We start from the raw sequence: 25,985 nt of genomic DNA on the forward strand, positions 1-25,985 counted from the left end.
AAATTTGAAACCAATAAACACAAACACTATGAAAAAAATAATTGTTGTATTAGCCGTATTTATGTCACAATTTGCTGTACAAGCGCAAATTAAAACACCTCAAGCCAGTCCTAGAGCTATCGTGAGTCAAATGGTTGGATTAACCGAAGTTGAATTGAATTATTCACGTCCGGGAGCAAAAGGCAGACCTGTTTTTGGAAACTTAGTTCCTTTTGGAAAATTGTGGAGAACGGGTGCTAATGAAAACACCACTATTTCATTTAGTGACGATGTTATCATTGACGGTAAAACTTTGAAAAAAGGAAAGTATGCTTTGTATTCAGTGCCAAGAATTGAAAGTTGGGATATCATTTTTTATACAGCTACGGACAACTGGGGATTGCCACAAGAATTTGATGAGACTAAAGTGGCACTAAGAACGACTGTAAAAGAAGAAGCCTTATCAAAGCCTGTTGAAAGTTTAACTATCAATATTTCTGGTTTAGATACGAGTTCTGCTTATTTGGAAATTTTTTGGGAGAATTCATTCGTAGCCTTGAAATTTGAAGTGCCTACTCAAAAAACAGCTATGGCCAGTATTGAGAAAGTATTGAATGGTCCATCTGCTAACGACTATTATTCGGCAGCTAATTTTTTATTTCAAACCAATACCGATATTGCTAAATCATTAGTATATGTGAACAAATCATTGGAATTAAGTAAAGACAAACCGTTCTGGTTTTTGCGTTTAAAATCATTGATCCAAGCGAAACAAGGCGATAAGTCAGGTGCAATTGAAACTGCTAAATTATCTTTGGAAGCAGCTGAAGAAGCTAAAAATCAAGATTACGTTAAAATGAACAGAGATAGTATTGCTGAATGGAGCAAGAAATAATTTCTTTATAAAAAGCAATAAAAATCCCGTTTGAAATGTCAAACGGGATTTTTTTATGCAATAAAAGCGATTTTATTTTTGAAAACTAATCGCTCCAATAACCAAGCAATCACAATAGTCAGTAGAGCCCCAATGAAATTCAGCCACAAATAACCTAATTTTTCCTCGCCACTTGGGTATAAATAGATAGCAAAATAGTAGATAACAAAAATAGTATTTTGGCTAAAAACAGCGCTGTAGAAAATAGCATCCGATTGAATTCTTCTGGAATACATCCCTACTAAAAAAATACCCAAAACGGTTCCGTAGAAAATAGATCCAATAATATTTACCAATTGGATTAGGTTTTCAAACAAGGTACCTATACAAGCAAAAAGAATGGCAATAATTCCCCAAAATAAAGTAAATAATTTACTAGCATTCAAGTAATGCTTTTCTGACTTTTCGTTTTTTAAATTACGCTTGTAGATGTCAATGGTGGTGGTCGATGCCAAAGCATTTAAACCCGAAGCGGTGGAGGACATGGCTGCTGAAATGATTACAGCTAACAATAATCCAATCAATCCTTTGGGTAAATAGTTCAAAATAAAGTGAAAAAACACATAATCTTTATCGTTGGTTTCGCTGCGACTATCGGCCTTTAAAATAATTTCTTTGGCACGATCTCTTAAGTCTTTTTCTTTATTCGAAAGTGCAATCATTTCCTTTCTTAGAATAGGATTGTCATAGTCTTGGTTTAATTGGTCGATGTACAAAAGATTGATGACTTTTTTATCTTCTGAGATTAATTCTAATTTTTTTTCAAGGGTGTTGTATTCCTCTTTATAAGGCGAATTCTCAACACTTATTTTATTATTCGGATTGAAATTTAGAGGAACAGGATTGAATTGAAAGAAGACAAATACGAGTACGCCTGTCAAAAGAATAAAAAACTGCATGGGTACTTTCAATAGTCCGTTCATCAATAATCCCATTTGACTTTCTCTCACCGATTTCCCTGATAAATAGCGTCCTACTTGCGATTGGTCTGTGCCAAAGTAGGCAAGGGCCAAGAAAAAGCCTCCGGTAATTCCGCTCCAAAAGGTATATTTTTCTTCTGGATCAAACGAAAAATTAACACTGTTCATTTTGTCATTGGCACCTGCAATATGCATAGCATTACTGAAAGTCATATCGTTTGGTAAATAATATAAAATCCAAAAAAAGGTAATCACCATACCCAATAAAATGATAAACATTTGTTGTTTTTGAGTTACGTTTACCGCTTTGGTTCCACCAGTTACAGTATAAATAATTACTAATAATCCGATAATGATATTCAGATAATTGATATTCCATCCTAAAAGTGCTGACAAAATAATTGCAGGTGCATATATTGTCAAGCCGGTTCCTAGTCCTCTTTGAAACAAGAACAGTCCAGCGGCTAAGGATCGAGTTCGTAAATCGAATCGTTTGCCCAGATATTCGTAGGCTGTGTAGACTTTGTATTTGTGATAAATAGGAATAAATGTGACACAAACAATCACCATAGCTATGGGTAACCCAAAGTAAAACTGAACGAATCCCATTCCGTCGTGATAGGCTTGTCCAGGCGTCGATAAAAAGGTGATGGCACTGGCTTGAGTCGCCATAACCGAAAGACCTACAATATGCCAAGGAGTTTCGTTGCTTCCTAGAATATAGTCTTGCACATTTCGGCTTCCATAACTTTTCCAAGCCCCATAAATGACTATAAAGAGCAGTGTAACAACGAGTATGATCCAATCAAATAATTCCATAATTTAAGCGTATAACTGCATTATGAAATAAAACAACAAGATGTAAATGGCATTAATAACGAGAATCCAAGTATAGCTTTTTTTCCAAATTTTTGTTGTTGATTTCATTTGTGATCTACTTAGTCGTTATTACTACAATGTCATTAATCAGTAAATTCAGAATCTGATTTTGATTCTAGATTAATGATCGAAATTCCTTTTTGCAACAGCAGGTTGTTGGGGTAAATAACCAATTCGCCTTCTTTATTAATCATACTAATATAAAATGCCCCGATATCTTCAATTTCTGCAATTACAGGAAAATCTTTATCATGGATATGAATGGTATCACCAATTTTAAACGGATACGAAAAAAACAAAATAATCCCCGAAGTAATGTTACTCAAAATAGACCATTGTGCCACCATGGCAACACCCACGATGGTTGCCAAAGAAGATACAGCAATGATAATGTCTTTGGCATCTACACCCCAAATAATAACCAAGGCAACAAGAAGCAAAATGTTAATTAATAAGTGTAAATATTTAATTACAAGGTTAGTGCGTCTTTCTACCGTTTGACTCAATCGGGCATAACGGCGAACCAATTTTGTTGTGATAATTCGTAATAATACTAACAGAATTAAGACAATTCCTGTAGCAATAGCTTCGCGTGCAAAATCGTTAAAAAATGAATTATACATAGGTTAGTTGTCTAAATTATTTAAATAGTTGAACACTTTATCAGTTGGCATTCCCATCACATTCGTATAGGAACCTTCAATTTTGGCTACTCCCACAAACCCAATCCATTCTTGAATTCCATAAGCGCCTGCTTTGTCATAGGGTTTGTAATGGTCTAAATAATAGTGGATGACTTGATCGCTCAGTGCATTAAAAGTGACTTTTGTTACTTCAAAAATAGTATCTGTTTTTGCTTTGGTTTTGAAACAAACTGAAGTAATCACTTCGTGCGTGGCATTGGATAACGATTGTAAAATAGCAAAAGCATCTTCCTCGTTTTTGGGTTTACCCAAAGCTTTATTGTTGTACCAAACAATCGTATCGCTGGTAATGAGTATTTCATTTTCCTTAAGTTCACCTTCAAATGCGCTAGCTTTTAATTCGGCTAAATAATTAGTAATTGCTTCTGCTTGTAATTCAGGAGGATAGACTTCTTCAATTTCTTTAAGACGAATTTCAAAATTCAAATCCAAGTCTTTGAAAAACTGTTGGCGTCTTGGCGAACCCGAAGCTAAAATCAAGGTATAGTTGGCTAGTTTATCTTTGAGCATTCGTTTGTTTATTAATCGTGTTTTCCGTCAAAATTCTCCATCCATTTTCCTTGCACTTTCATGACTTGTTCAATAACATCACGAACGGCGCCTTTTCCACCATTTTTATGTGAAATATAATTTGAAATTGATTTTATTTCTGGACTGGCATCTTGTGGACAAGTGGGTAAACCAACCAATTTCATCACATGATAATCAGGGATATCATCGCCCATATACAAGACTTGTTCTGGTTTAATACTGTAAATATCAGTGTATTCATCGAATGTAGCTACTTTGTCTGGAGTACCTAAATGAATATCGGTAATGCCAAGATTGCGCAAACGAACACGAACGCCTTCGTTGCTTCCGCCTGAAATAATACACACATTGTAACCGCTATCTACAGCAGATTTCAACGCATATCCATCGCGGATATTCATGGTGCGAAGCATTTCACCTTCATTAGATACAAAAACAGAACCATCAGTAAGTACACCATCGACATCAAAAACAAAAGTCGTGATGTTGTTCATTATTTCTTTATAGCTTTTTGCCATTATTTTGTAGGGATTGAGTTAGTAGTTTATAAATAGCAGCTTGATTTTCATCTTTTAAAAATTCTTCGTGGGCTGCAATAGTTTTCAGATCGTTTCGCTTGGCAGGCCCTGTTTGGGCATTTTTTGGCGAAAGAGTTGCAATTTTATTTGCCGTTTCCTGAATCAACGGTTTTAGAATTTCAAAAGGAATTGCATTCGCATCGCAAATTTCGTTGCCCATTTGGTACAAATAATTGACAAAATTATTTACAAAAACAGCGGCCACATGCAAGGCTTTTCGTTGTTCTGAGTTGATTTCATAAAAAGCGTTTGAAATGGAATGTGCCAATTGTTTCAAAATCTGTACATCTTTTTCATTCTCGGCTTCAAGGCAAATAGGAACTGATTTGAAATCAATTGGTTTGTCTTTGGAAAAGGATTGTAAAGGATAAAAAACAGCACGTCGATTATTAGAATTCAAACTATCTAAAGCGACTGTCCCCGAAGTATGCGCTACCAATCGATTTTCAAATGGTAAAGCTGAAGAAACCTCAGCAATAGCGTCATCCGAAACCGCAATGATATACAGATCAGCTTCTTGTAATTGAGTATACTCAGACGTTATGCGATTGGAATCGAGTAGGTGTGCGACTTTTTTTATATCGCGAGCCACTACCTGAACCAATTCGATTTGGCTATTCAATTGAAATGCCTGAATCAAATGTTGGGCAACATTTCCTGAACCGATAATGCTTACTTTAATCATAGCCACAAATTTAACAAAAAAATGAAGAGTTCAACTGATATTAATTCAATTCCAATAGCGGTTTAATTTTGGATTAAATTAACAACTGTGCCATAATAGAACTCAACATTTTTAAGTACTTTTGTGCCACTTATACCAAAATTAACTCCTTTCCAATGGATAAAAAAATAAGCTCAATTTTGTTTTCTACTCGCTTGATGGCGGTTCTTTTTATAGTTTTTGCTGTTGCGATGGGAGCAGGAACTTTTATTGAAAGTAAATACAATACCGATACCGCTCGTATATGGATCTATAATGCCTGGTGGTTTGAAGTAATTATGGTCTTTTTTATGATCAATTTCTTTGGAAATATTAAGCGTTACCAATTATTAAAAAAAGAAAAATGGGCAACTTTATTATTGCATTTAGCTTTTATTTTTATTTTGTTTGGAGCTTTTATTACCCGATATATTAGTTATGAAGGCGTGATGCCCATTCGCGAAGGAGCTACCGAGAATAAAGTATACTCCGATAAAACATTTTTAACGGTGTTTGTGGATGGGGACTACAAAGGAGAACCTAGACGTAGAGTTTTTGAAAAACCATTACTGCTTTCACCTGTTGCTGATAATGATTTTACCCTTTCTGGCGAATTTGCCGATACCCCTTTTAAAGTGAATTATGCCAATTATATTATGGGGGCCAAACAAAAAATCGCACCCAATGCTAAAGGAACCTTGTATTTAAAATTAGTTGAAGCAGGCGAGGGTGGTCGTGAAGAACATTTCTTGAAAGAAGGCGAAGTACAAAATATTCATAATGTTTTATTTGCTTTGAATAAACCTACAGATGGTGCCATTAATATTTCCACTTTGGGAGATACACCAACCATTCAAACGCCTTTTGAAGGAAATTTTATGCGAATGGCGGATAAACTCCAAGGCAAGGTGGAAAAAGACATGGTACAACCTTTGATGATGCGTTCCTTGTATTCTATTGGTGAAAAGCGTTTTGTTTTTCCAGATCCTCCCACAAAAGGAACGATCACTTACGAATCGGATAATGACTTTAAAGCGAAAAATCATAATGATGCTTTGGTCATTACTCTAACGGCAGAGGGGCAACAAAAAGAAGTAACGCTTCTAGGTTCCAAAGGAAAAACAGGCGAACCTCAAACGGTAAAAATTGGGAACAAAGACTATTCTTTCTTTTTTGGAAGCAAAACCTACGATTTGCCTTTCATGATTAAATTGAATGATTTTATTGCTAAAAAATATCCAGGAACAGAAAAGAGTTATTCAGCTTTCGAAAGTCAAGTCACTGTAAAAGATTCTACTGAAACTTTTGATGCTCAAATTTATATGAATCATGTTTTGGATTACAAAGGTTTCCGTTTCTTTCAGTCGTCGTTTGATCCTGATGAAAAAGGAACTGTTTTATCGGTGAATCACGATTTTTGGGGAACCAATATTACCTATTTGGGTTACTTTTTATTGTATATTGCTATGATGGCCATTTTGTTTACCAAACATTCTCGTTTTGGAGATTTAAAGCGAAAATTAGAAGCAGTAAAAACTAAAAAATCACAATGGATTACTATTCTTATTTTGATGTTAAGTTTGAATGCTTGGTCTCAAGATCACAATCATGCGGATCATGCAGGCCATTCTCACGCTGAATCCGAAGGCAAAAACAATCATTCGGGTCACATTCAGAAAATGCCTTCTACAGCCGAAATTGATTCGTTGATTGCTAAATTTAAAGTTTCTGAAGCACATGCAGCACAATTTGGTCGTTTGATTATTCAAGATGCAGGTGGAAGAATGAAACCGATTAATACGTTTTCTTCCGAATTGTTGCGAAAAGTAAGCCATTCGGACAGTTATAAAGGCATGAATTCAGATCAAGCTTTCTTATCGATGACGCAATATGCCAGTGCTTGGATTCAGGTGCCAATTATATACATCAAAGCAGGTAATGATAGTATTCGTAAAATTATTGGAATAGATAGTAAAGCAAAATTTGCTCCTTTTGTATCCTTTTTTGATGCCAAAGGAAATTACAAATTAACCCCTTATTTGGAAGAGGCTTTTAAGAGTGCTAATCCGAACCAGTTTGAAAAAGATTTTATTGAAACGGATAAAAAGGTGAATTTAATGGAATCGGCTTTGAGTGGTCGTATCTTGAAAATATTCCCAATTCCCAATGATCCTAACAACAAATGGATTTCCTATTTGGAATTGAACGAATCAGGAATGAAAGGGATGGACGCGACTTATACAAAGAGTATTTTACCTTTGTATTTTGGAACACTCGGCAACGCGGCTACAAGCAATGATTACAAGTCAGCCAATGAATTGTTAGCAAGTTTGAATGGTTTCCAAAAGAAATTCGGAAGTTCTGTTATGCCTACAGAAGATAAAATCGATTTAGAAATTGCCTACAACAAATACGATGTTTTCAAAAACTTGCCGTATTGGTATTTGACGGCTGCAGTATTGATGTTACTGTTGTGTATTGTAGATATTTATAAATCAAGAAAAGCAATTCGTATTAGTATTAACGTAATTCACGTTGCGATTGGATTATTGTTTCTCTTACACACATTAGGTTTAATTGCACGTTGGGTAATTTCGGGACATGCGCCTTGGAGTAATGCATATGAATCGATTATTTATGTAGCTTGGGCTACCATGTTTTTTGGTTTGGCTTTCGATAGAAAATCAAAATTAACCGTAGCTTCTTCGGCATTTGTTACCGCCATGATTTTAATGGCGGCCTATATGAATTGGATTGATCCAGAAATCGCCAACCTACAACCCGTTTTGAATTCGTATTGGTTGATGATTCACGTTGCGGTTATTGTAGCCAGTTATGGACCCTTTGCTTTGGGAATGATTTTGGGATTAGTTTCATTAATTTTGATTTTGTTTACCAATGAGAAGAACAAAGTTAAGATGGATTTGAATATTCAGGAGATTACGTATATCAATGAAATGGCGCTAACTATTGGATTGATTATGTTAACTATTGGAAACTTCTTGGGTGGACAATGGGCTAACGAAAGTTGGGGCCGTTACTGGGGTTGGGATCCAAAAGAGACTTGGGCATTGATCAGTATTTTTGTCTATGCTTTTGTCATTCACGCTCGATTTGTTCCAGCCTTACGAGGAAAATGGATTTTTAACTTGATGAGTATGTTTGCCTTTGTATCGATCTTGTTTACTTATTATGGTGTGAATTTCCATTTGGTTGGATTGCATTCGTATGCGAGTGGTGAAGCTAAATCGTTAGATTGGATTTGGCAATCGTTAGGAGCAATTTCTATCTTAGGAGCTATTACATATCCTAAATATAGAAAGTATTATAAAAAATAATTCGAAATTGATTTAGCTACTATTTATCAATTGTTTAACCTTCGTTTTGATTTTAATAATTTACATTTACAATTCAATTTAAAAACTAATATAATGAAACTAGCTGCTTTAACTTGTTGTATTGCATTGTTGTTTAGTTGTCAAAACAAAGCGCAAAATGCAATGTCCTCAAATACTAATTCTTCAGTAACCATGACCAAACAATCCATTCATCAATTTAAAGTGACTGATTTGTCAGGAAACACTTTTGATTTCGCTTCTTTAAAAGGAAAAAAAGTAATTGTGGTAAATACTGCTTCAAAATGTGGTTTGACACCTCAGTACAAAGATTTAGAGACTTTATACACTACCTATAAAGACAAAGGATTAGTAATTGTTGGTTTTCCTGCCAATAACTTTTTCTCTCAAGAACCGGGAACCAATGAAGAAATAGCACAGTTTTGCCAATTGAATTATGGCGTTACTTTTCCAATGATGGCAAAAGTTTCGGTAAAAGGAAAAGACATGTGTGAGGTGTATCAGTTTCTAACAAAACAAGCAAAAAACGGATTTGAGGATTCTGATGTAGAATGGAATTTTCAAAAATACTTGTTAAACGAAAACGGAGAATTGGAGAAAGTAATTTCGCCAAGAACCAAACCTTTAGATGATGAAATTGTTAATTGGGTAAAAGGATAATAATTCCATAATTCAAATACAAAAAGGGATTTTCAATATACTGAAAATCCCTTTTTTGTTTTATTCAGCCGCTATAATTTCTTTAACAGCCAATTCGTAATTCCGAATGTTTTTGGTTTTGTTAATCTTCTTTTGCACTTTATGTGGGTTAGAGAAGATAACTGAAAAGTACTCCCACAAATGGTGCATTTTTAATAAAATATGGGAAGGTCCAGAAAGTGATTCACTATATCCTTGGTATAAGGTTTCGTGGAAATCACTAAATAAAGCCATTTTATTTGTTGGGTATTCAGTAGTATTTTGTTTTATCATAATGGGTAAGAAAGGATCTGCAATTAGTCCTCTACCAATCATCCAATGATCAATAGTAGGGAAACGCTCATGCATTTCTCTAAATTTCGCTACTGAAGTGATATCGCCATTATAATACAATTTGTGTTGGGTAGCATCAATGCAGGCTTGGAAAGCATCTAAATGTACGCCACCTTTGTACAATTGTTTTCCAAGGCGCGCGTGAATGGCAATATTTTTTAAAGGATATTGATCCAAAATGGGGAAAACATCCAAAATTTCTTGAGTAGTTTCGTAACCCAATCGCATTTTCATAGAAACCAAAATATCGGTTTCAGCATGCGCTCTTTCTAAAACGGTATTGATTTTTTCGGTATTGCTTATTAAACCCGAACCCATTCCGGATTTGGTCACCATAGGATAGGGACAACCTAAATTCCAATTCAATTCTTTGTACCCTAATTCACGAACGTATTTTGCTACAAACAAAAATTCATCGGCATCGTTGGTGATTACTTGCGGAATCACTTCTAAATCTAAATTGTTCTCAGGTAGCAAATCCCTTTCGTAAGACGGTTTAATAACCATTTTTCCATTCAAACGAATGTAAGGTGAGTAGTAGGTGTCAATTCCACCAAAATAAGTATTGATTGCATTTCTAAATCGAAAATCAGTAAATCCTTGTAAAGGAGAAGAAAGTAAAGTAAAATCCATAATGTGGGTTAGGCATCAAAGATACAATTGTTTTTATTCTAAAATCAATTGCACAAAAACAGAATCCAACCAGCGATTGAATTTAAATCCAGATTCTTTAATGATTCCAACGGTTTTAAATCCAAATTGATGATGAAAATCAATACTAGTTTGGTTTTCGGCATCAATGACACCAATCATAGTATGGAGACCTTGTTGTTTAGCCAATTGAATTAATTCGGATAACAATAGTTTTCCAATTCCCAAACCTTGATTGTCTTGTTGAACATAAACCGAATGCTCTACGGTGTATTTATACGCTTCTCTAAAACGGAATTCGGAATACATTCCAAAGCCAACCACTTCGCCATTATTTTCAGCAACTATAACAGGAAATCCTGCTTGTATTTTGGAATCCAAAATAGCTTCTTGTTGTGCTAAAGTTCGGATATTATAATCGTATAAAGCTGTGGCATTTAGAATATTATAATTGATAATATCCAATATTGCAACTGCATCCGATTTTTGAAATTTCCTGATAGTAATGGCCATTATTATGTAGTCTTAAGAGTTGGTTTAGTTGCAGCTTTTTTTTAAATGAATAGATCGGCTAAAAATTAATTTGCTTTATTGCTGTTAAAACCCATGTTTGTTTACTTTGATATTGTTTCAATGTGGACACTCATCGGCATAGGCAATATTATAGTTTTTTCAACTTTAGCACCTTGAAGTATTCCTTCCAAACCATTGTCATCAAACAAATAGAGTCTTGTATAAGAATAGAAAATTCAGAAAAAAAAGAAGTAAGGTTGTAAATTAGGTCTTTATTTTTAATTGAATTTAATTTCGAATACAAATATATTTTCTTTTTTAAATCAATCCGAAAATTGTATCATAATTTACCAACAATTAGAATTACAATCGTAAATTTGCTTCTAGTTTTCAAAAAGAAGCAATCCGAATTATGATCTACCCCAAAATACCTTTAGCACAAAGTATCCTTGAGATTTTTTTAGCCAAAGGAATTACCAATATCATTATTTCACCAGGTTCGCGAAATGCGCCATTAACCATTGGTTTTGCTTCTAATCCTGCGTTTCAATGTTACAGTATTGCCGATGAACGTTCGGCTGGTTTTTTTGCTTTAGGAATAGCGCAGCAAACTAAAAAAACCGTTGCTTTGGTTTGTACCTCAGGATCGGCTTTATTGAATTATTATCCTGCTATCGCGGAAGCATTTTATAGCCAAATTCCGTTAATCGTGCTTTCTGCAGACCGTCCTCAAAGCAAGATTGATATTGGCGACGGCCAAACCATTCGTCAAGAAAATGTGTTTGCTAATCATTCTTTGTTCAATGCTAATTTGCAGGAAGGTACTAGTTTAGAAAACGATCAAAAAATAAACGAAGCTTTGAATTGGGCTTTCACCAAAAAGGGACCAGTGCATATTAATGCGCCATTTGAAGAACCTTTGTATGAAACGGTTTCTGAACTTGCTGTGCAATCTTATGTGTCTCCTTCGATAGAAACTACTGCGATAGTAGGCGACTTAAGTTCGTTTGCCACTATTTGGAACCAAGCTTCCCGAAAAATGATATTAGTTGGCGTCAATGAACCCAATGCAATTGATTCCAAAACAATTGATTTTTTAGCCAGTGATGAATCAGTTTCGGTTTGGACTGAAACCACTTCAAACTTACATCATTCTAGTTTTATTACGAATATTGATACCATAATTACGCCAATTACTACCTCAGATTTTGAGAATTTTCAACCTGAAATTCTTGTAACTTTTGGAGGAATGGTCGTATCAAAACGTATTAAAGCTTTCTTGCGAAAATACAAACCCAAACACCATTGGCATATAGATTCGTTACGTGCGTATGATACTTTTGGCGCATTGAATCAGCATTTTGAAATGGATCCGCAATTGTTTTTTGATCACTTCATTCCATTAATAAAGGTTGTTGAGAGTGATTATTCGCAACAATTAATTGAAATCAAATCCACACGAAAACTAAAGCATGATGCCTATTTGGCTTCTGTTCCATTTTCTGATTTTACTGTTTTTGATACAATTATGCCAAAAATTCCTAAGCATAGCCAATTGCAAATTGGGAATAGTTCGGCCATTCGTTATGCGCAATTAATTCCAATTGACGCTTCAATTGAAGTCTATTGCAATAGAGGGACTAGCGGAATTGACGGCTGTACTTCAACAGCTATTGGTGCGGCTGTTGCCAATGGAAAACCAACTACTTTCATTACAGGTGATATTGGATTTTTGTATGATACCAACGCGCTTTGGAACAATTATATTCCGAAGAATTTTAAAATTATTCTAATCAACAATGGGGGTGGAGGTATTTTTAGAATTCTTCCAGGACATGAAGAAACTCCTGTATTCAATACTTTTTTCGAAACCTCGCATTGTCATACAGCGGAACATTTAGCAAAAATGTATGGCTTCAATTATAGCATAGCAAGTGATGAAAATACTTTAGAGCAAACGTTAAAGGATTTCTATTCCAATAATGATCAACCTCAACTATTAGAGATATTCACACCCACTCGGAAAAACGATTCGATTTTACTGAATTATTTTAAGAATTTAACATAAAAAAGGAGTTCAATTATTGAACTCCTTTTAATTTTACTTTACTGGAACAGGAAAGACGGGTAAACTTGCATGTCCCAATTCATTTACCGATTGTATAGCAAACAAATAATTGTCTTTTGAATAGGGAATTGTTACTGTCGTATCTTTCACAAAAATTGTTTTTTCCCAATGGGAAGCAGCAGTTTCACGAATTAAAACTTGGTAACCAAACACTGGTTTCCCTTCCGGAGCCGACCAAACTAAGTCGGAGAAATTGGTTAACTCACTAATTTTAATTCCAACATTTTTTGGAGCTTTTGGTGACCAACCTAAATTACTCAAAGTAGCTAAGTTAGCGCCAGTTACTTTACGCATGTATTCAAAATCCATAAACTCTGGTAAATCGCCAAATTGCGTTCCTTTGTCCAAACGCACATCTTGATGTTGGTGATCGTAGTTTTCATTCATTTCGCAAAAGCGAATGGCAGTAAATCCATTTTGAGAAAACGGAGTATGATCTCCGCCACGAAGGAATCGGTCATTGCGGTAAACCAAATTAATATTCAATTGATCGATGTATTGACTTGTAGTAGTCTTAATATAACGAGCTAATAAACGTGATGGACTATCATTTTCTCGATTAATTGATTTTCGTACTTTGGCTTCAGCCTCAGTTTCCAGATAGGGAATCGCTTCACTAAATACACGTACATTTACATTATCACGTAAACCAGTTCCATTGGATAGACTATTGCCAATCATATCGTTATTCAACATGGCGATAATGTTCCAATTCTCTGCTTTGGCTTTTTCGGCTAAATGTTTAGCGCCATACAAACCTTGTTCTTCGCCCACAACTGTTACAAAAATGATAGTAAACGGAAATTCTCTTTGGCTCATAATTCTACTGATTTCCAATACTGCTGCCACACCCGATCCGTCATCATTGGCACCAGGTGCATCAATAGTAGCATTCATTACATCGGTGGCGCGAGAATCCAAGTGCCCACTAATGATTAAAACCCTATTATCCGTTGGATCAGTTCCTTTTAAAGTAGCCATCACATTTCCTAATTGGCTATCCACAGCGATTCTTCTACCATCTGCTTTAATAGTGAAATAATCTATTTCAGCAGTTAATCTACCATTGGAATTTTTAGCATATTTGTCAAATTCCGATTTTACCCAACGTTGTGCTGCTCCAATACCTCGACTATTACTTTTGGTATCGCTAAGTGTATGGCGAGTACCAAATGAAACTAGTTTTCGAACTGTATTTTCCATATTGGTTGCGCTCACTTCGGCAACCATTTTTTTAATTTCAGGATCGCTTACAGTAGATTGAGTATGGCTAATTTGGGAGGTGAAAAGAAAAAAAGTTGCAAGCCAAAAAGAAGTAATTTTCATAAATTCAGTGGTTTAGTTTTTTCAAATTTAGCGAATCAGTTTTAGTTATTTGGTTTTATGAATTCAATTATTTTTTGAATTACTGAAGCGTCTCCCAATATTTTTCGGTGTCCTAACCCTTGGGTGAGCAGTATTTCACCGTTTTTCACATGCTTATGAATATTAATTCCCGCTTTTACGGGAACTTCATAATCATGTTCGTCATGAATAACTAAAATTGGTAAATCTATAGTAGCAGCCGCTTTAAAAGCCGAATAATTATCCATTGCCTCTTTGTATTTGTTTTCAAAATAATCGCGCAATTTCAAGCTTATGAGTGGTTGTAATTGTAATTTTTTGATAAAATCATCTATTATATCTTGTACGATATCACCGCTACCAATCACTATAATCTTGTTTGTATGAAATCCTGATTTAACGGCATTCAGCACCGCCATTCCACCCAATGAGTGTCCAATTGCAATTTCGAATGGACCAAACTGCTTTTCTAATTCAAAGATTGAGGCTATAAACTCTAGCATAATACTCGAATTTCCAGGCGATTTTCCGTGAGCTGGCGCATCAAAACTTATAGTGGCATATCCTTCCTTAAGCAAGGCATCGGCTATTTTAAAAAGCTGGGTACCTCTTCCAGACCAACCGTGAACTAACAGTACCTTTTTGTCACTGTTTCCATATTGATATACCATTATCGATTTCTCAATAGAGGGTACCTTAATCAATTGTTGGGTACTATTAGTATCCATTTCCAATTCTCGCTTTGGAATTTTGTGTTTGATGGGAGTGGTGAATAATTTTGCGGCATATAATACTACCGCTTTAGTTGAAATAAGGTTTAAAAACTGTCCAGTTCTTACAATAATTTTAGGAATTGGTAGTGGATCTAGTTTTTTATTTTTTTTCTTAGTCATGATTAATTAATGTGAGTTCTAAAGTAGTTGTTTTTTTTCAATTGAATCGTGCTCTAATTATAAACTTTTATACATACTAACTAAAAAATAAATAAATTAGCCATCTAAACAAATTTGATTATGGCAGATTTACCAAAAGGAAATAATAAATTATTGAATGCTTGGGCATTTTACGATTGGGCTAATTCCGTATATTCATTAGTAATTTCCTCAGCGGTTTTTCCAATTTTTTACGAGGCTCTTTTTTCTGAACGCAGTCATTATATATCTGTATTCGGATTTTCGCTAAAAAATTCGGCTTTAATTAGTTTTGTTACCGCTTTTGCCTTTTTGGTAGTGGCATTTATTTCACCGATTCTTTCTGGAATTTCCGATTATGTGGGGAACAAAAAATCCTTTATGAAGTTCTTTTGTTATTTGGGCGCTTTGTCTTGTATTGGATTGTATTGGTTTAGCCTTGATAATTTATATCTCGGATTAGTTTTTTACTTTTTAGGATTAGTAGGTTTTTGGGGTAGTTGGGTTTTTTATAATTCGTATTTACCAGATATCGCTTTTCCAAATCAACAGGATGCTATTAGTGCCAAAGGCTTTTCATACGGCTATGTTGGTAGTGTAATTTTGTTAATCGTTAATCTAGCAATGATCATGATCCCAGATGTTTTCGGAATCTCGGGAACAAAAGGAGAAGCAGCGATGAAAGCCATGCGCTATTCTTTTGGTATGGTCGGAATTTGGTGGATTTTATTCAGTCAATATACCTATTATTATTTGCCGAAAGGAAATAAAATTGTAGCTGCTAATTTGAAAAAGCATATTCTATTTAATGGATTTAAAGAATTGAAAAAAGTATGGTATTTATTAGCTGAAAATAGTACCTTAAAAAGGTATTTAGCTAGTTTCTTTGTTTACAGTATGGCTGTGCAAACAGTGATGTTAATTGCTACTTATTTTGGAGCTCAAGAAATTCAATGGGCTTCCCAAAGCGAAAGTACCACGGGATTAATCATTTGTATTTTATTGATTCAATTAGTTGCTATAGTAGGGGCTACGTTTACATCGAAAGCCTCTGCCAAATACGGTAATATTCCCACCTTGATGGCTATTAATGCATTTTGGATTTTATTGTGCGCGATGGCTTATTTTATCACTTTACCTATTCATTTTTATGTCATGGCAGGTTTAGTAGGTTTGGTTATGGGAGGTATTCAAGCGCTTTCGCGTTCCACTTATTCAAAATTACTTCCGGACACTGAAGACACGGCTTCTTTTTTTAGTTTTTATGATGTAGCTGAGAAAATTGGAATCGTAATTGGAATGTGTGTGTATGGTATTATTGATCAAATTACCGGTAGTCCGCGATTTGCGATTGTGTTTTTAGGACTCTTCTTTGTAATTGGTCTTATTTTATTGCGTCGTGTTCCAAAAACGGCAGAATTGGAATAATCATTCCTTTATCTAATTCTATTTTGGCATAAAGATTGACTAATAAGGGGTTGGTCTCGAGAACTGCTTTGCGCATTGTTTAGGCCGATAGAATTTCAAAAATTAATGACAAAACGACTTATTATAATTTATGTCAAATCATAAAATACTCACAATTGACAATCTGTCACTTCAAGAATTTGATTCAGAAGCTGAATTAATCCCGTTATTGACTCCGGAAGATGAGGAGGAAATGAACAATGAAGAATTGCCGGAATCCTTACCCATTTTGCCATTGCGCAATATGGTCTTGTTTCCAGGTGTGGTTATTCCCATTACTGCGGGACGAGACAAATCAATTAAATTGATCAATGATGCGAACGCATCGGGAAAAAATATTGGTGTAGTTGCACAAAAAAATGAAGAAGACGAAGATCCAACAAAAGATGACATTCATACTGTTGGAACCGTAGCTCGAATTTTGCGTGTTCTCAAAATGCCTGATGGCAATATTACTATAATTTTACAAGGAAAAAAACGTTTCGAAATTGAAGAAGTAGTTTCAGAAGAGCCTTACATTACTGCAACCGTAAAAGAAGTTCCTGAAAAACGTCCTAAAAAGAACGATACCGAATTCAATGCAATCATTGATTCTCTAAAAGAATTAGCAGTTAAGATCATTCAAGAAAGTCCTAATTTGCCTAGCGAAGCTACCTTTGCTATCAAAAATATTGAAAGCAAATCTTTCTTGGTGAATTTTGTTTCTTCCAATATGAACCTTTCGGTAAAAGAGAAACAAGATTTGTTGAAAATCAATAATCTGAAAGATCGTGCTTTGGAAACTTTACGTTTTATGAATGTAGAGTTGCAAAAATTGGAATTGAAAAACGACATTCAATCTAAAGTACGTTTTGATTTAGACCAACAACAACGCGAATATTTTCTGCACCAACAAATGAAAACCATTCAAGAAGAATTGGGTGGCGTTTCTCATGAAGAAGAGTTTGACGAAATGAGTCAGCGTGCCAAAACTAAAAAGTGGGACGAAACTACACAAAAGCATTTCGAAAAAGAATTGTCAAAATTGCGAAGAATGAATCCGCAAGCGCCTGATTTCAGTATTCAAAGAAACTATTTGGATTTGTTTTTGGACTTGCCTTGGAATGAATTCTCAGAAGATAATTTCGATTTAAAACATGCTCAAAAAATTCTAGATCGTGATCATTTTGGTTTGGAAGATGTGAAGAAACGAATGATTGAACACTTGGCAGTATTAAAATTACGCAAGGATATGAAGTCACCAATTATCTGTTTAACAGGACCTCCGGGTGTAGGAAAAACCTCTATTGGACGTTCCATTGCAGAAGCCTTGGGTAGAAAATATGTTCGAATTTCTTTGGGTGGATTACGTGATGAAGCAGAGATTCGCGGACATAGAAAAACGTATATCGGAGCTTTACCAGGACGAATTATTCAAAGTTTGAAAAAAGCAGGTACATCCAATCCTGTTTTTGTTCTGGATGAAATTGATAAATTATCCAACAGTCATAGCGGTGATCCATCTTCGGCATTATTAGAAGTATTGGATCCGGAACAAAACAATTCATTTTATGATAATTTCCTTGAAATGGGATACGATTTATCAAAAGTGATGTTTATTGCGACGTCTAATAATATGAGTACCATTCAACCTGCTTTGCGAGACAGAATGGAAGTAATCAAAATGTCGGGCTATACGATTGAAGAGAAAGTAGAGATTGCGCGTCAGCATTTATTTCCAAGGCAATTAAAAGAACACGGATTGACGTCTAAAGACTTGACGATTGGTAAAAAACAATTGGAAAAAATTGTAGAAGGCTATACGCGTGAATCTGGCGTTCGTGGATTGGAAAACAAATTAGCACAAGTCATCCGAAATGCTGCTAAATCAGTTGCGATGGAGGAGGAGTACAATAAAAAAGTTACGGATGCAGATATCGTAAATGTATTGGGCGTTCCAAGATTGGAAAGAGACAAATACGAAAGCAATGATGTAGCAGGAGTAGTTATTGGATTAGCTTGGACCAGTGTTGGAGGTGATATTTTATTTATTGAATCCTTACTTTCTCCAGGAAAAGGAACGATGACGATTACAGGTAATTTAGGTACGGTAATGAAAGAATCGGCTACGATTGCTTTGGAGTTTATCAAAGCCAATTCGGCATCCATGGGATTGAATTCAGACCTTTTAAATAAATACAACATTCATTTACACGTACCAGAAGGGGCGACGCCAAAAGACGGACCAAGTGCTGGTATTGCCATGTTGACCTCTTTAGTTTCTTTGCTTACGCAAAAAAGAGTAAAGAAAAATTTAGCCATGACTGGAGAAATTACCTTGAGAGGAAAAGTATTACCAGTGGGCGGAATTAAAGAAAAAATATTAGCAGCAAAAAGAGCCAATATTAAGGAGATTATTTTATGTCATGAAAATAAAAGTGACATTGACGAAATTAAACCAGAATATCTCGAAGGACTTACGTTTCATTATGTAAAAGAAATGAGCGAAGTATTGCAAATTGCGATCACAGAGCAGAAAGTCAAAAATGCGAAGAAGTTAGACTAACCAACTTTCAAGAGAATATTAATTCCAAATTCCAAACTGATAATTTTTCTGTTTTGGGGTTTGGAATTTTTCGTTTATTGTATTTATAATTTTATCTTCGCAACGCAAGCCTTAATTAAACAAATATATTTTGATAAATAAAATCACCATAGCCATTGATGGATTTTCTTCTACAGGAAAAAGTACCTTGGCTAAACAATTGGCCCAACAGTTGGGTTATATCTATGTGGATACTGGAGCGATGTACCGAGCTGTTGCTTTTTTTGCAATGCAAAACCAATATATTTCAATTGATTCTTTCAATAAAGTAGAATTGGTTAACCATTTAAAAAACATTAGTTTAGAATTTAAATTCAATAATGAATTAGGTTTTGCCGAAATGTACTTGAACGGACAGAATGTAGAAAAGGAAATACGTACTATTGAAGTCTCGGCTTATGTAAGTAAGGTGGCGGAAGTATCCGAAGTTCGGTCCAAATTAGTTGAGCAACAACAAGAAATGGGAAAAAATAAAGGCATCGTTATGGATGGACGCGATATTGGCACAGTTGTTTTTCCGGATGCTGAATTGAAGATTTTTATGACCGCGAGTGCTGCTACACGTGCGCAACGACGTTTTGACGAATTAGTTCAAAAAGGAGATGCGGTAACTTACGAAGAAGTATTGAAAAATGTTGAAGAACGAGATTATATCGATACCCATCGCAAGGATTCTCCACTAGTAATGGCTGAGGATGCAGTTGAAATTGACAATTCGCATTTGTCAAGGGAAGAGCAATTTCAAGTTGTTTTGGATTTAGTAAATGCAATTATTGCAACCAATTAATTGGTTGCATATATCTTTTTTAATGTTAGATTTACAAATTATTTATTAGAATTAACACCACTATTATGAGTATAAAATTGAGATTGACAGTCATGAGCTTTTTGCAGTTTTTTGTATGGGGCGCTTGGTTAATTACTGTTGCAAATTATTGGTTTGGTACAAAACATTGGGATGGAGCACAATTTGGAGCCATATTTTCTACAATGGGAATTGCTTCTATTTTTATGCCTACACTTTGTGGTATTATTGCTGACCGATGGATTAATGCTGAAAAATTATATGGTGCCTTACATATCTTAGGAGGTTTAACTCTTTTTTATGTACCTCAGGTGACCAGTCCGACTGATTTTTTTTGGGTGATATTAGTAGCTATGATTTTTTATATGCCTACTATTGCTTTGTCCAATTCGGTGGCGTATAACGCTTTGAAAAAAGGGAATTTGGATGTCGTAAAAGATTTTCCACCTATCCGCGTTTGGGGAACAGTTGGTTTTATTGTTGCTATGTGGATTACCAATTTGACCGATAATAAAGCTAGCGAAAATCAATTTTATATTGCAGCTATTGCAGCTGTATTTTTAGGAGTTTACGCCTTTACCTTACCTAAATGTTTGCCAGAAGGCAAAACGACAGATAGTAAATCGTTTATTGATTTGATCGGATTGAGTTCTTTTAAATTATTTGCTGATTATAAATTGGCCTTATTCTTTTTGTTTAGTATGTTTTTAGGAGCTGCGTTACAATTGACTAATGCGTATGGAGATGTATACTTAGATGATTTTAAATTATTGCCTGAATATGCAGATTCATTAGTAGTAAAATATTCGACCATAATTATGTCGATTTCACAAATTTCAGAGACCTTATTCATTTTGGCTATCCCGTTTTTCTTAAAACGTTTTGGAATTAAACAAGTTATGTTGTTTAGTATGATAGCTTGGGTGTTGCGTTTTGGCTTATTTGCATATGGAAACCCAGGTGATGGATTGTGGATGATTATTATGTCGTGTATTGTTTACGGAATGGCATTCGACTTTTTTAATATTTCAGGATCGCTATTTATTGAAACGTCAACAGATTCAACCATACGTTCATCAGCACAAGGCTTGTTTATGATGATGACGAATGGTTTTGGAGCTATTTTTGGAAGTATTACAAGTGGCTATATCATAGAAAAATATTTTACGACTCCAGAAGGAAAAGACTGGCATATGATTTGGCTTACTTTCGCTATTTACGCCTTGGTCATTACGGTGGCTTTTGCTATATTCTTCAAACACAAGCATAATCCTACTGAAATAGAGCAAGTTAGTCATTAAGATTCACTTCCTGTTTATATTTAAAACCAAGACTTGTTCTTGGTTTTTTTATGTTTAAAAGTCATGAAAAGAGAAGCGATTTCTATTTGCAATGTATAGTTTGTTATTCGTTCTGATTGTCAATGAATTAATCGGTAGTTTATCGTAAAATAAATTTGATAATTGAATAAAGTTGTTTTACCTTTGCCCACCTTTTGGTGGATAAGGATTTCCTCTAGGTATCAATTAATTATACAAACAACTTCTGTTGTTTTCTTTCACATTAAGAAATCCGAGAAAATACAGAATACAAATTTTTAATCAGCATGTCTGAACAATTAAAATCACAAGAAGAGTTTTTAGCAAATTTTAACTGGCATAACTTCCAAGAAGGAATTGATGCAGTAGATGAAAAAAACTTACAAGAATTCGAAGCATTAGTATCAAAAACTTTTATTGCTACAGATCAAGAAGAAGTAGTAGAAGGTGTTGTTGTTAGAATTACAGATAGAGACGTTATCGTTGATATCAATGCAAAATCGGAAGGTGTTATTTCTTTAAACGAATTCCGTTACAATCCAAACTTAAAAGTAGGTGACAAAGTAGAAGTATTAATTGACATCCGTGAGGACAAAACAGGTCAGTTAGTATTATCACATAGAAAAGCACGTACTATCAAATCTTGGGATAGAGTTATTTCTGCAAACGAAACAGGTGAAATCGTTACTGGTTTTGTTAAATGTAGAACTAAAGGTGGTATGATCGTTGACGTTTTCGGAATCGAAGCGTTCTTACCAGGTTCACAAATTGATGTGAAACCAATCCGTGATTATGATGTTTACGTAAACAAAAACATGGAATTCAAAGTAGTTAAAATTAACCACGAATTCAAAAATGTTGTTGTATCTCACAAAGCGCTTATTGAAGCGGATATTGAGGTTCAGAAAAAAGAAATCATTGGTCAATTACAAAAAGGACAAGTATTAGAAGGTGTGGTTAAAAACATTACTTCTTATGGTGTGTTTATTGACTTAGGTGGTGTTGATGGATTAATCCACATTACTGACCTTTCTTGGTCAAGAATCAATCACCCAAGTGAAGTTCTTGAATTAGATCAAAAATTAAATGTTGTAATCCTTGATTTCGATGATGAGAAAACAAGAATTCAATTAGGATTGAAACAATTAAACGCTCACCCATGGGATGCTTTAGATGCTAACTTAGCTGTTGGTGATAAAGTAAAAGGTAAAGTAGTTGTAATCGCTGATTACGGTGCATTTATCGAAGTTGCTGAAGGTGTTGAAGGTTTAATCCACGTTTCTGAAATGTCTTGGTCTACTCACTTACGTTCTGCTCAAGATTTCGTAAAAGTGGGTGATATCGTTGAAGGAGTTATCTTAACTTTGGATAGAGACGATCGTAAGATGTCTTTAGGTATCAAACAATTGACACAAGATCCATGGACTGACATTACTTCTAAATACCCAGTAGGTTCTAAACATTCTGGTATCGTTAGAAACTTTACAAACTTTGGAATTTTCGTAGAATTAGAAGAAGGAATCGACGGATTGATTTATATCTCTGACCTTTCTTGGACTAAGAAAATCAAACATCCATCTGAGTTTGTAAATGTTGGTGAAAAATTAGACGTAGTTGTATTAGAATTAGATGTTGAAGGACGTAAATTATCTTTAGGTCACAAACAAACTACTGCTAATCCTTGGGATCAATATGAAGGTTCTTTCGCTGTTGGAACTATCCACACAGGAGAAATTGCTGAAATCGTTGACAAAGGAGCTACTGTAGAATTTGGTGATGATATCGTTGCTTTCATTCCTACTCGTCACTTAGAAAAAGAAGACGGTAAGAAATTGAAAAAAGGAGAATCTGCTGATTTCAAAGTAATCGAATTCAATAAAGAATTCAAAAGAGTAGTTGCTTCTCATACTGCAATCTTCCGTGAAGAAGAAGAGAAAAATGTGAGAACAGTTTCTGAAAATACTTCATCTGCTTCAACTACTAATGCACCAGCTGCAACTTTAGGAGATAACAATGATGTATTAGCAGCTTTGAAAGCTAAAATGGAAAAAACAGAGAAAAAATAATTCTCAGTTTTTCTAAATACAAAAGCCTCACAGTTTTGTGAGGCTTTTTTTATTGGCAACAATTTTGTGCTGCAACAAATAAAAAACCCTAAATCCAAAAGACTTAGGGTTTTTACTTTTTATATTACTTTATAAAACTATCTCAAAACAGCTCCTAGTTCCGTTTCAAAATTCTTCTGTAGCTTGGACATGATTTTATCAATTTGCTCGTCTGTCAAAGTTTTTGAGCTGTCTTGAATGCTAAAGCTTAGAGCATATGATTTTTTTCCTTCCGGTAAATTTTGACCTTCGTACACATCAAACAAATCAACATTTTTCAATAGTGATTTTTCTGTTTGTTTGGCAATAGTATAAATACTTTCGTAAGTCACCGCTTGGTCAAGCAATAAGGCTAAATCTCTTCGAACTTCTGGGTATTTCGGAATTTCAGTAAATTTAACTTTATTCGAAATTAGTTTCAAAATAGCGGCCCAATTGAAATCGGCAAAAAATACTTCTTGTTTGATTCCAAAGTGTTTTAGAATTGATTTTTTAACCACACCAATTTCGACAATAGTATCTTTTCCTAAACTAATTGCTATTCCTTCCGAATATACATCAGTTGTTAGAGGTTGGTTTTGCGTTTTCTGAATTCCTAGTCTTTCTAAAACTGCAGTAACATATCCTTTAAACAAAAAGAAATCAGTAGGTTTTTGTCCCGATGTCCAAGTTTCTTGATTCCTATTTCCAGTTAGAAAAAGAGTCAAATGTTTTTTCTCTTCGTATCCAGAAGGGTAGTTGTGGTAGGTTTTTCCGAATTCAAATAATTTTAAATCGGTATTTTTTCTATTGATATTGTATGAAATAGCTTCCAATCCTGAGAACAATAGTGATTGACGCATGGTTGCTAAATCACTACTTAATGGATTTAACATGGTCACATTATGTTCTTCTTTCAATAAATCTGAAAGCTGAATATAATTAGCTGTTGTCAATGAGTTGGCCATCATTTCGTGAAAGCCTTGTGAATTCAATTGCGTTGCTACAACATTTTGAATTTTATAATCTTCAGTTCTAGGTGAATTAGCTATTGTCGCATTGACCTTGTTGGAGAATTTGATGTTATTGTATCCATACACACGCAAGATTTCTTCAATGACATCAATTTCACGTTGTACATCAACACGATAGGCAGGAATAGTCAATCCCAATCCAGAATCGGTAACACTGTTTACTTTGATATCAAGTGAAACTAATATTTTCTTAATGATGTCTTTCGGAATTTCCTGACCAATAATTTTAGTTACTTTATTGAAATTCAAGAACACACTAAAATCGTCTATTTTTTTTGGATATACATCAATTAAGTCAGATGTAATTTCACCACCCGCTACTTCTTGAATTAATAAAGCCGCACGTTTTAAAGCATAATCGGTAATAGAAGGATCAATTCCTCTTTCAAAACGGAAAGAAGCATCTGTATTTAGTTGATGTCTTTTGGCCGTTTTACGAACACTAACAGGATTAAAATAAGCACTTTCTAAGAAGATGCTAGTTGTACTTTCTGAAACACCTGATTCTTTTCCACCGAAAACACCTGCAATACATAACGGACCGTTTTCGTCACAAATCATGATGTCTTCTTCGTGTAAACTACGTTCTACATCATCAAGTGTAGTGAATTTGGTTCCTGAAGGCAACGTTTTTACAATCACTTTACCATTAATTTTAGCTGCATCAAAAGCATGCAAAGGTTGTCCTAATTCGTGTAATACATAATTAGTAACATCCACAATATTGTTTTTTGGATTTAATCCAATGGCTTTTAAACGATTTTGCAACCAAGCAGGAGAGGGTTGTACCGTAATTCCTGAAATAGTAAGACCACAATATCTTGGAACTAAATTACTTTCTTTAACGTCAATATCAATTTTTAAAGTGCGTTTATCCACTCTAAATTTTGTAACTGAGGGTGTAATTAATTCTACATTTACACCACTTTGAATCATTCCCGCTCTTAAATCACGTGCTGTTCCATAATGGCTCATTGCATCGGCACGGTTAGGTGTTAATCCAATTTCAAAAACTTCGTCATTTTCGATTTTAAAAACGGTAGCCGCTGGAATCCCAGGTTGAAGAGATGGGTCTAACACCATAATTCCTTCATGACTTGATCCTAAACCAATTTCGTCCTCGGCACATATCATCCCGTGACTTTCTTGTCCGCGAATTTTACCTTTTTTAATAGTAAATGATTCTCCTTCTTTATCGTATAAAACAGTTCCAATAGTAGCTACAGGTACTTTTTGTCCAGCGGCAACATTACTAGCTCCACAAACAATTTGAACAGGAATACCATCACCTAAATCAACGGTTGTAATTTTTAATCGGTCAGCATCTGGGTGAGGCACACAAGTCAAAACATGTCCCACTACTATTCCTTCTAAGCCACCTTTTACTGATTGGTATTTCTCGACAACTTCTACCTCCAAACCTAAATCGGTTAATAAAGCAGCTGTTTCTTCTGATTGCCAATCTATTTTAATGAACTGTTTGATCCAGTTGTATGATATTTTCATTGCGAATTATTTTCAGGTCTGCA

19 protein-coding genes are annotated in these 25,985 nt (G+C 34.7%); 9 read left to right on the forward strand and 10 right to left on the reverse strand.

Annotated elements, in window-relative coordinates:
• The first annotated feature begins 28 nt into the window (after window positions 1-28).
• Entirely contained in the window at window positions 29-874 is an 846-nt protein-coding gene (locus tag LPC21_RS07805; protein ID WP_229316605.1) for a DUF2911 domain-containing protein, read from the forward strand.
• 53 nt (window positions 875-927) lie between these two features.
• On the opposite strand, the gene LPC21_RS07810 is transcribed toward LPC21_RS07805, so the two are convergent.
• The 5 genes from LPC21_RS07810 to LPC21_RS07830 form a co-directional block, all read right to left on the reverse strand.
• Window positions 928-2,652 carry a sodium:solute symporter family protein gene (locus tag LPC21_RS07810; RefSeq protein ID WP_229316606.1) on the reverse strand — a complete coding sequence of 575 codons (1,725 nt, stop codon included), beginning with the start codon at window positions 2,650-2,652 and terminating at the stop codon, window positions 928-930.
• A 143-nt stretch (window positions 2,653-2,795) separates the two neighbouring features.
• Window positions 2,796-3,335 carry a mechanosensitive ion channel domain-containing protein gene (locus LPC21_RS07815; protein ID WP_229316607.1) on the reverse strand — a complete coding sequence of 180 codons (540 nt, stop codon included), beginning with the start codon at window positions 3,333-3,335 and terminating at the stop codon, window positions 2,796-2,798.
• A gap of 3 nt (window positions 3,336-3,338) precedes the next feature.
• The gene (locus tag LPC21_RS07820) at window positions 3,339-3,926 is read right to left on the reverse strand and encodes a Maf-like protein (protein ID WP_229316608.1); all 588 of its coding nucleotides are present in this window, start codon (window positions 3,924-3,926) and stop codon (window positions 3,339-3,341) included.
• 11 nt (window positions 3,927-3,937) lie between these two features.
• Window positions 3,938-4,465, reverse strand: a complete 528-nt coding sequence (locus LPC21_RS07825; protein ID WP_229316609.1) for a KdsC family phosphatase — start codon at window positions 4,463-4,465, stop codon at window positions 3,938-3,940.
• Window positions 4,449-5,210, reverse strand: a complete 762-nt coding sequence (locus LPC21_RS07830; protein ID WP_229316610.1) for a Rossmann-like and DUF2520 domain-containing protein — start codon at window positions 5,208-5,210, stop codon at window positions 4,449-4,451. The genes LPC21_RS07825 and LPC21_RS07830 overlap by 17 nt, the downstream gene beginning before the upstream one ends.
• Window positions 5,211-5,365: 155 nt before the next feature.
• On the opposite strand from LPC21_RS07830, the gene LPC21_RS07835 reads away from it, so the two are divergent.
• Both LPC21_RS07835 and LPC21_RS07840 read left to right on the forward strand, forming a co-directional pair.
• Complete coding sequence (locus LPC21_RS07835; RefSeq protein WP_229316611.1) at window positions 5,366-8,566, forward strand: cytochrome c biogenesis protein; 3,201 nt, start codon at window positions 5,366-5,368, stop codon at window positions 8,564-8,566.
• 90 nt (window positions 8,567-8,656) lie between these two features.
• Complete coding sequence (locus LPC21_RS07840; protein ID WP_229318570.1) at window positions 8,657-9,244, forward strand: glutathione peroxidase; 588 nt, start codon at window positions 8,657-8,659, stop codon at window positions 9,242-9,244.
• A 60-nt stretch (window positions 9,245-9,304) separates the two neighbouring features.
• Here LPC21_RS07840 and LPC21_RS07845 read toward each other — a convergent pair whose 3' ends face one another.
• Together LPC21_RS07845 and LPC21_RS07850 are read right to left on the reverse strand one after the other, a co-directional pair.
• Window positions 9,305-10,249, reverse strand: coding sequence for a tRNA dihydrouridine synthase (locus LPC21_RS07845; protein WP_229316612.1), 945 nt, complete (start codon window positions 10,247-10,249; stop codon window positions 9,305-9,307).
• Window positions 10,250-10,282: 33 nt separating this feature from the next.
• Entirely contained in the window at window positions 10,283-10,780 is a 498-nt protein-coding gene (locus tag LPC21_RS07850; protein ID WP_229316613.1) for a GNAT family N-acetyltransferase, read from the reverse strand.
• 412 nt (window positions 10,781-11,192) lie between these two features.
• Between LPC21_RS07850 and menD the strand changes: the two genes are divergently transcribed.
• Window positions 11,193-12,848: a 2-succinyl-5-enolpyruvyl-6-hydroxy-3-cyclohexene-1-carboxylic-acid synthase gene (gene menD / locus LPC21_RS07855; protein ID WP_229316614.1), complete on the forward strand. Its 1,656-nt coding sequence runs from the start codon at window positions 11,193-11,195 to the stop codon at window positions 12,846-12,848.
• Window positions 12,849-12,881: 33 nt separating this feature from the next.
• Here menD and LPC21_RS07860 read toward each other — a convergent pair whose 3' ends face one another.
• Both LPC21_RS07860 and LPC21_RS07865 read right to left on the reverse strand, forming a co-directional pair.
• Entirely contained in the window at window positions 12,882-14,234 is a 1,353-nt protein-coding gene (locus LPC21_RS07860) for a M28 family metallopeptidase (protein WP_229316615.1), read from the reverse strand.
• 41 nt (window positions 14,235-14,275) lie between these two features.
• Window positions 14,276-15,145, reverse strand: a complete 870-nt coding sequence (locus LPC21_RS07865) for an alpha/beta hydrolase (RefSeq protein WP_229316616.1) — start codon at window positions 15,143-15,145, stop codon at window positions 14,276-14,278.
• Window positions 15,146-15,265: 120 nt separating this feature from the next.
• Here LPC21_RS07865 and LPC21_RS07870 point away from each other — a divergent pair, with 120 nt between their 5' ends.
• The 5 genes from LPC21_RS07870 to rpsA all read left to right on the forward strand — a co-directional run bounded on the left by LPC21_RS07870 (window position 15,266) and on the right by rpsA (window position 23,404).
• Window positions 15,266-16,591: an MFS transporter gene (locus LPC21_RS07870; protein WP_229316617.1), complete on the forward strand. Its 1,326-nt coding sequence runs from the start codon at window positions 15,266-15,268 to the stop codon at window positions 16,589-16,591.
• 130 nt (window positions 16,592-16,721) lie between these two features.
• On the forward strand, window positions 16,722-19,175 hold the full coding sequence (lon, locus tag LPC21_RS07875; RefSeq protein ID WP_229316618.1) for an endopeptidase La: 2,454 nt from the start codon (window positions 16,722-16,724) through the stop codon (window positions 19,173-19,175).
• A 133-nt stretch (window positions 19,176-19,308) separates the two neighbouring features.
• Window positions 19,309-20,001 (forward strand): (d)CMP kinase, encoded by a 693-nt coding sequence (gene cmk, locus LPC21_RS07880; protein WP_229318572.1) that lies wholly within the window; start codon window positions 19,309-19,311, stop codon window positions 19,999-20,001.
• 65 nt (window positions 20,002-20,066) lie between these two features.
• On the forward strand, window positions 20,067-21,320 hold the full coding sequence (locus LPC21_RS07885; RefSeq protein ID WP_229316619.1) for a nucleoside permease: 1,254 nt from the start codon (window positions 20,067-20,069) through the stop codon (window positions 21,318-21,320).
• 305 nt (window positions 21,321-21,625) lie between these two features.
• On the forward strand, window positions 21,626-23,404 hold the full coding sequence (gene rpsA, locus LPC21_RS07890) for a 30S ribosomal protein S1 (RefSeq protein WP_229316620.1): 1,779 nt from the start codon (window positions 21,626-21,628) through the stop codon (window positions 23,402-23,404).
• Between the two features lie 137 nt (window positions 23,405-23,541).
• Here the strand turns inward: rpsA and pheT are convergent, their stop codons facing one another.
• Window positions 23,542-25,962, reverse strand: a complete 2,421-nt coding sequence (gene pheT, locus LPC21_RS07895; RefSeq protein WP_229316621.1) for a phenylalanine--tRNA ligase subunit beta — start codon at window positions 25,960-25,962, stop codon at window positions 23,542-23,544.
• Window positions 25,963-25,985: the final 23 nt, after the last annotated feature.

Source organism: Flavobacterium ammoniigenes, from assembly GCF_020886055.1.
GTDB classification, from domain to species: domain Bacteria; phylum Bacteroidota; class Bacteroidia; order Flavobacteriales; family Flavobacteriaceae; genus Flavobacterium; species Flavobacterium ammoniigenes.

Excerpts from the sequence above, each read along its gene's own strand:
- LPC21_RS07805 (WP_229316605.1), top strand. The coding sequence starts at position 29 with ATGAAAAAAATAATTGTTGTATTAGCCGTATTTATGTCACAATTTGCT.
- LPC21_RS07825 (WP_229316609.1), bottom strand. The coding sequence starts at position 4,465 with ATGGCAAAAAGCTATAAAGAAATAATGAACAACATCACGACTTTTGTT.
- LPC21_RS07835 (WP_229316611.1), top strand. The coding sequence starts at position 5,366 with ATGGATAAAAAAATAAGCTCAATTTTGTTTTCTACTCGCTTGATGGCG.
- LPC21_RS07815 (WP_229316607.1), bottom strand. The coding sequence starts at position 3,335 with ATGTATAATTCATTTTTTAACGATTTTGCACGCGAAGCTATTGCTACA.
- pheT (WP_229316621.1), bottom strand. The coding sequence starts at position 25,962 with ATGAAAATATCATACAACTGGATCAAACAGTTCATTAAAATAGATTGG.
- lon (WP_229316618.1), top strand. The coding sequence starts at position 16,722 with ATGTCAAATCATAAAATACTCACAATTGACAATCTGTCACTTCAAGAA.
- LPC21_RS07845 (WP_229316612.1), bottom strand. The coding sequence starts at position 10,249 with ATGGATTTTACTTTACTTTCTTCTCCTTTACAAGGATTTACTGATTTT.
- LPC21_RS07860 (WP_229316615.1), bottom strand. The coding sequence starts at position 14,234 with ATGAAAATTACTTCTTTTTGGCTTGCAACTTTTTTTCTTTTCACCTCC.
- rpsA (WP_229316620.1), top strand. The coding sequence starts at position 21,626 with ATGTCTGAACAATTAAAATCACAAGAAGAGTTTTTAGCAAATTTTAAC.
- menD (WP_229316614.1), top strand. The coding sequence starts at position 11,193 with ATGATCTACCCCAAAATACCTTTAGCACAAAGTATCCTTGAGATTTTT.
- LPC21_RS07850 (WP_229316613.1), bottom strand. The coding sequence starts at position 10,780 with ATGGCCATTACTATCAGGAAATTTCAAAAATCGGATGCAGTTGCAATA.
- LPC21_RS07885 (WP_229316619.1), top strand. The coding sequence starts at position 20,067 with ATGAGTATAAAATTGAGATTGACAGTCATGAGCTTTTTGCAGTTTTTT.
- LPC21_RS07810 (WP_229316606.1), bottom strand. The coding sequence starts at position 2,652 with ATGGAATTATTTGATTGGATCATACTCGTTGTTACACTGCTCTTTATA.
- LPC21_RS07820 (WP_229316608.1), bottom strand. The coding sequence starts at position 3,926 with ATGCTCAAAGATAAACTAGCCAACTATACCTTGATTTTAGCTTCGGGT.
- LPC21_RS07830 (WP_229316610.1), bottom strand. The coding sequence starts at position 5,210 with ATGATTAAAGTAAGCATTATCGGTTCAGGAAATGTTGCCCAACATTTG.
- LPC21_RS07870 (WP_229316617.1), top strand. The coding sequence starts at position 15,266 with ATGGCAGATTTACCAAAAGGAAATAATAAATTATTGAATGCTTGGGCA.
- LPC21_RS07865 (WP_229316616.1), bottom strand. The coding sequence starts at position 15,145 with ATGACTAAGAAAAAAAATAAAAAACTAGATCCACTACCAATTCCTAAA.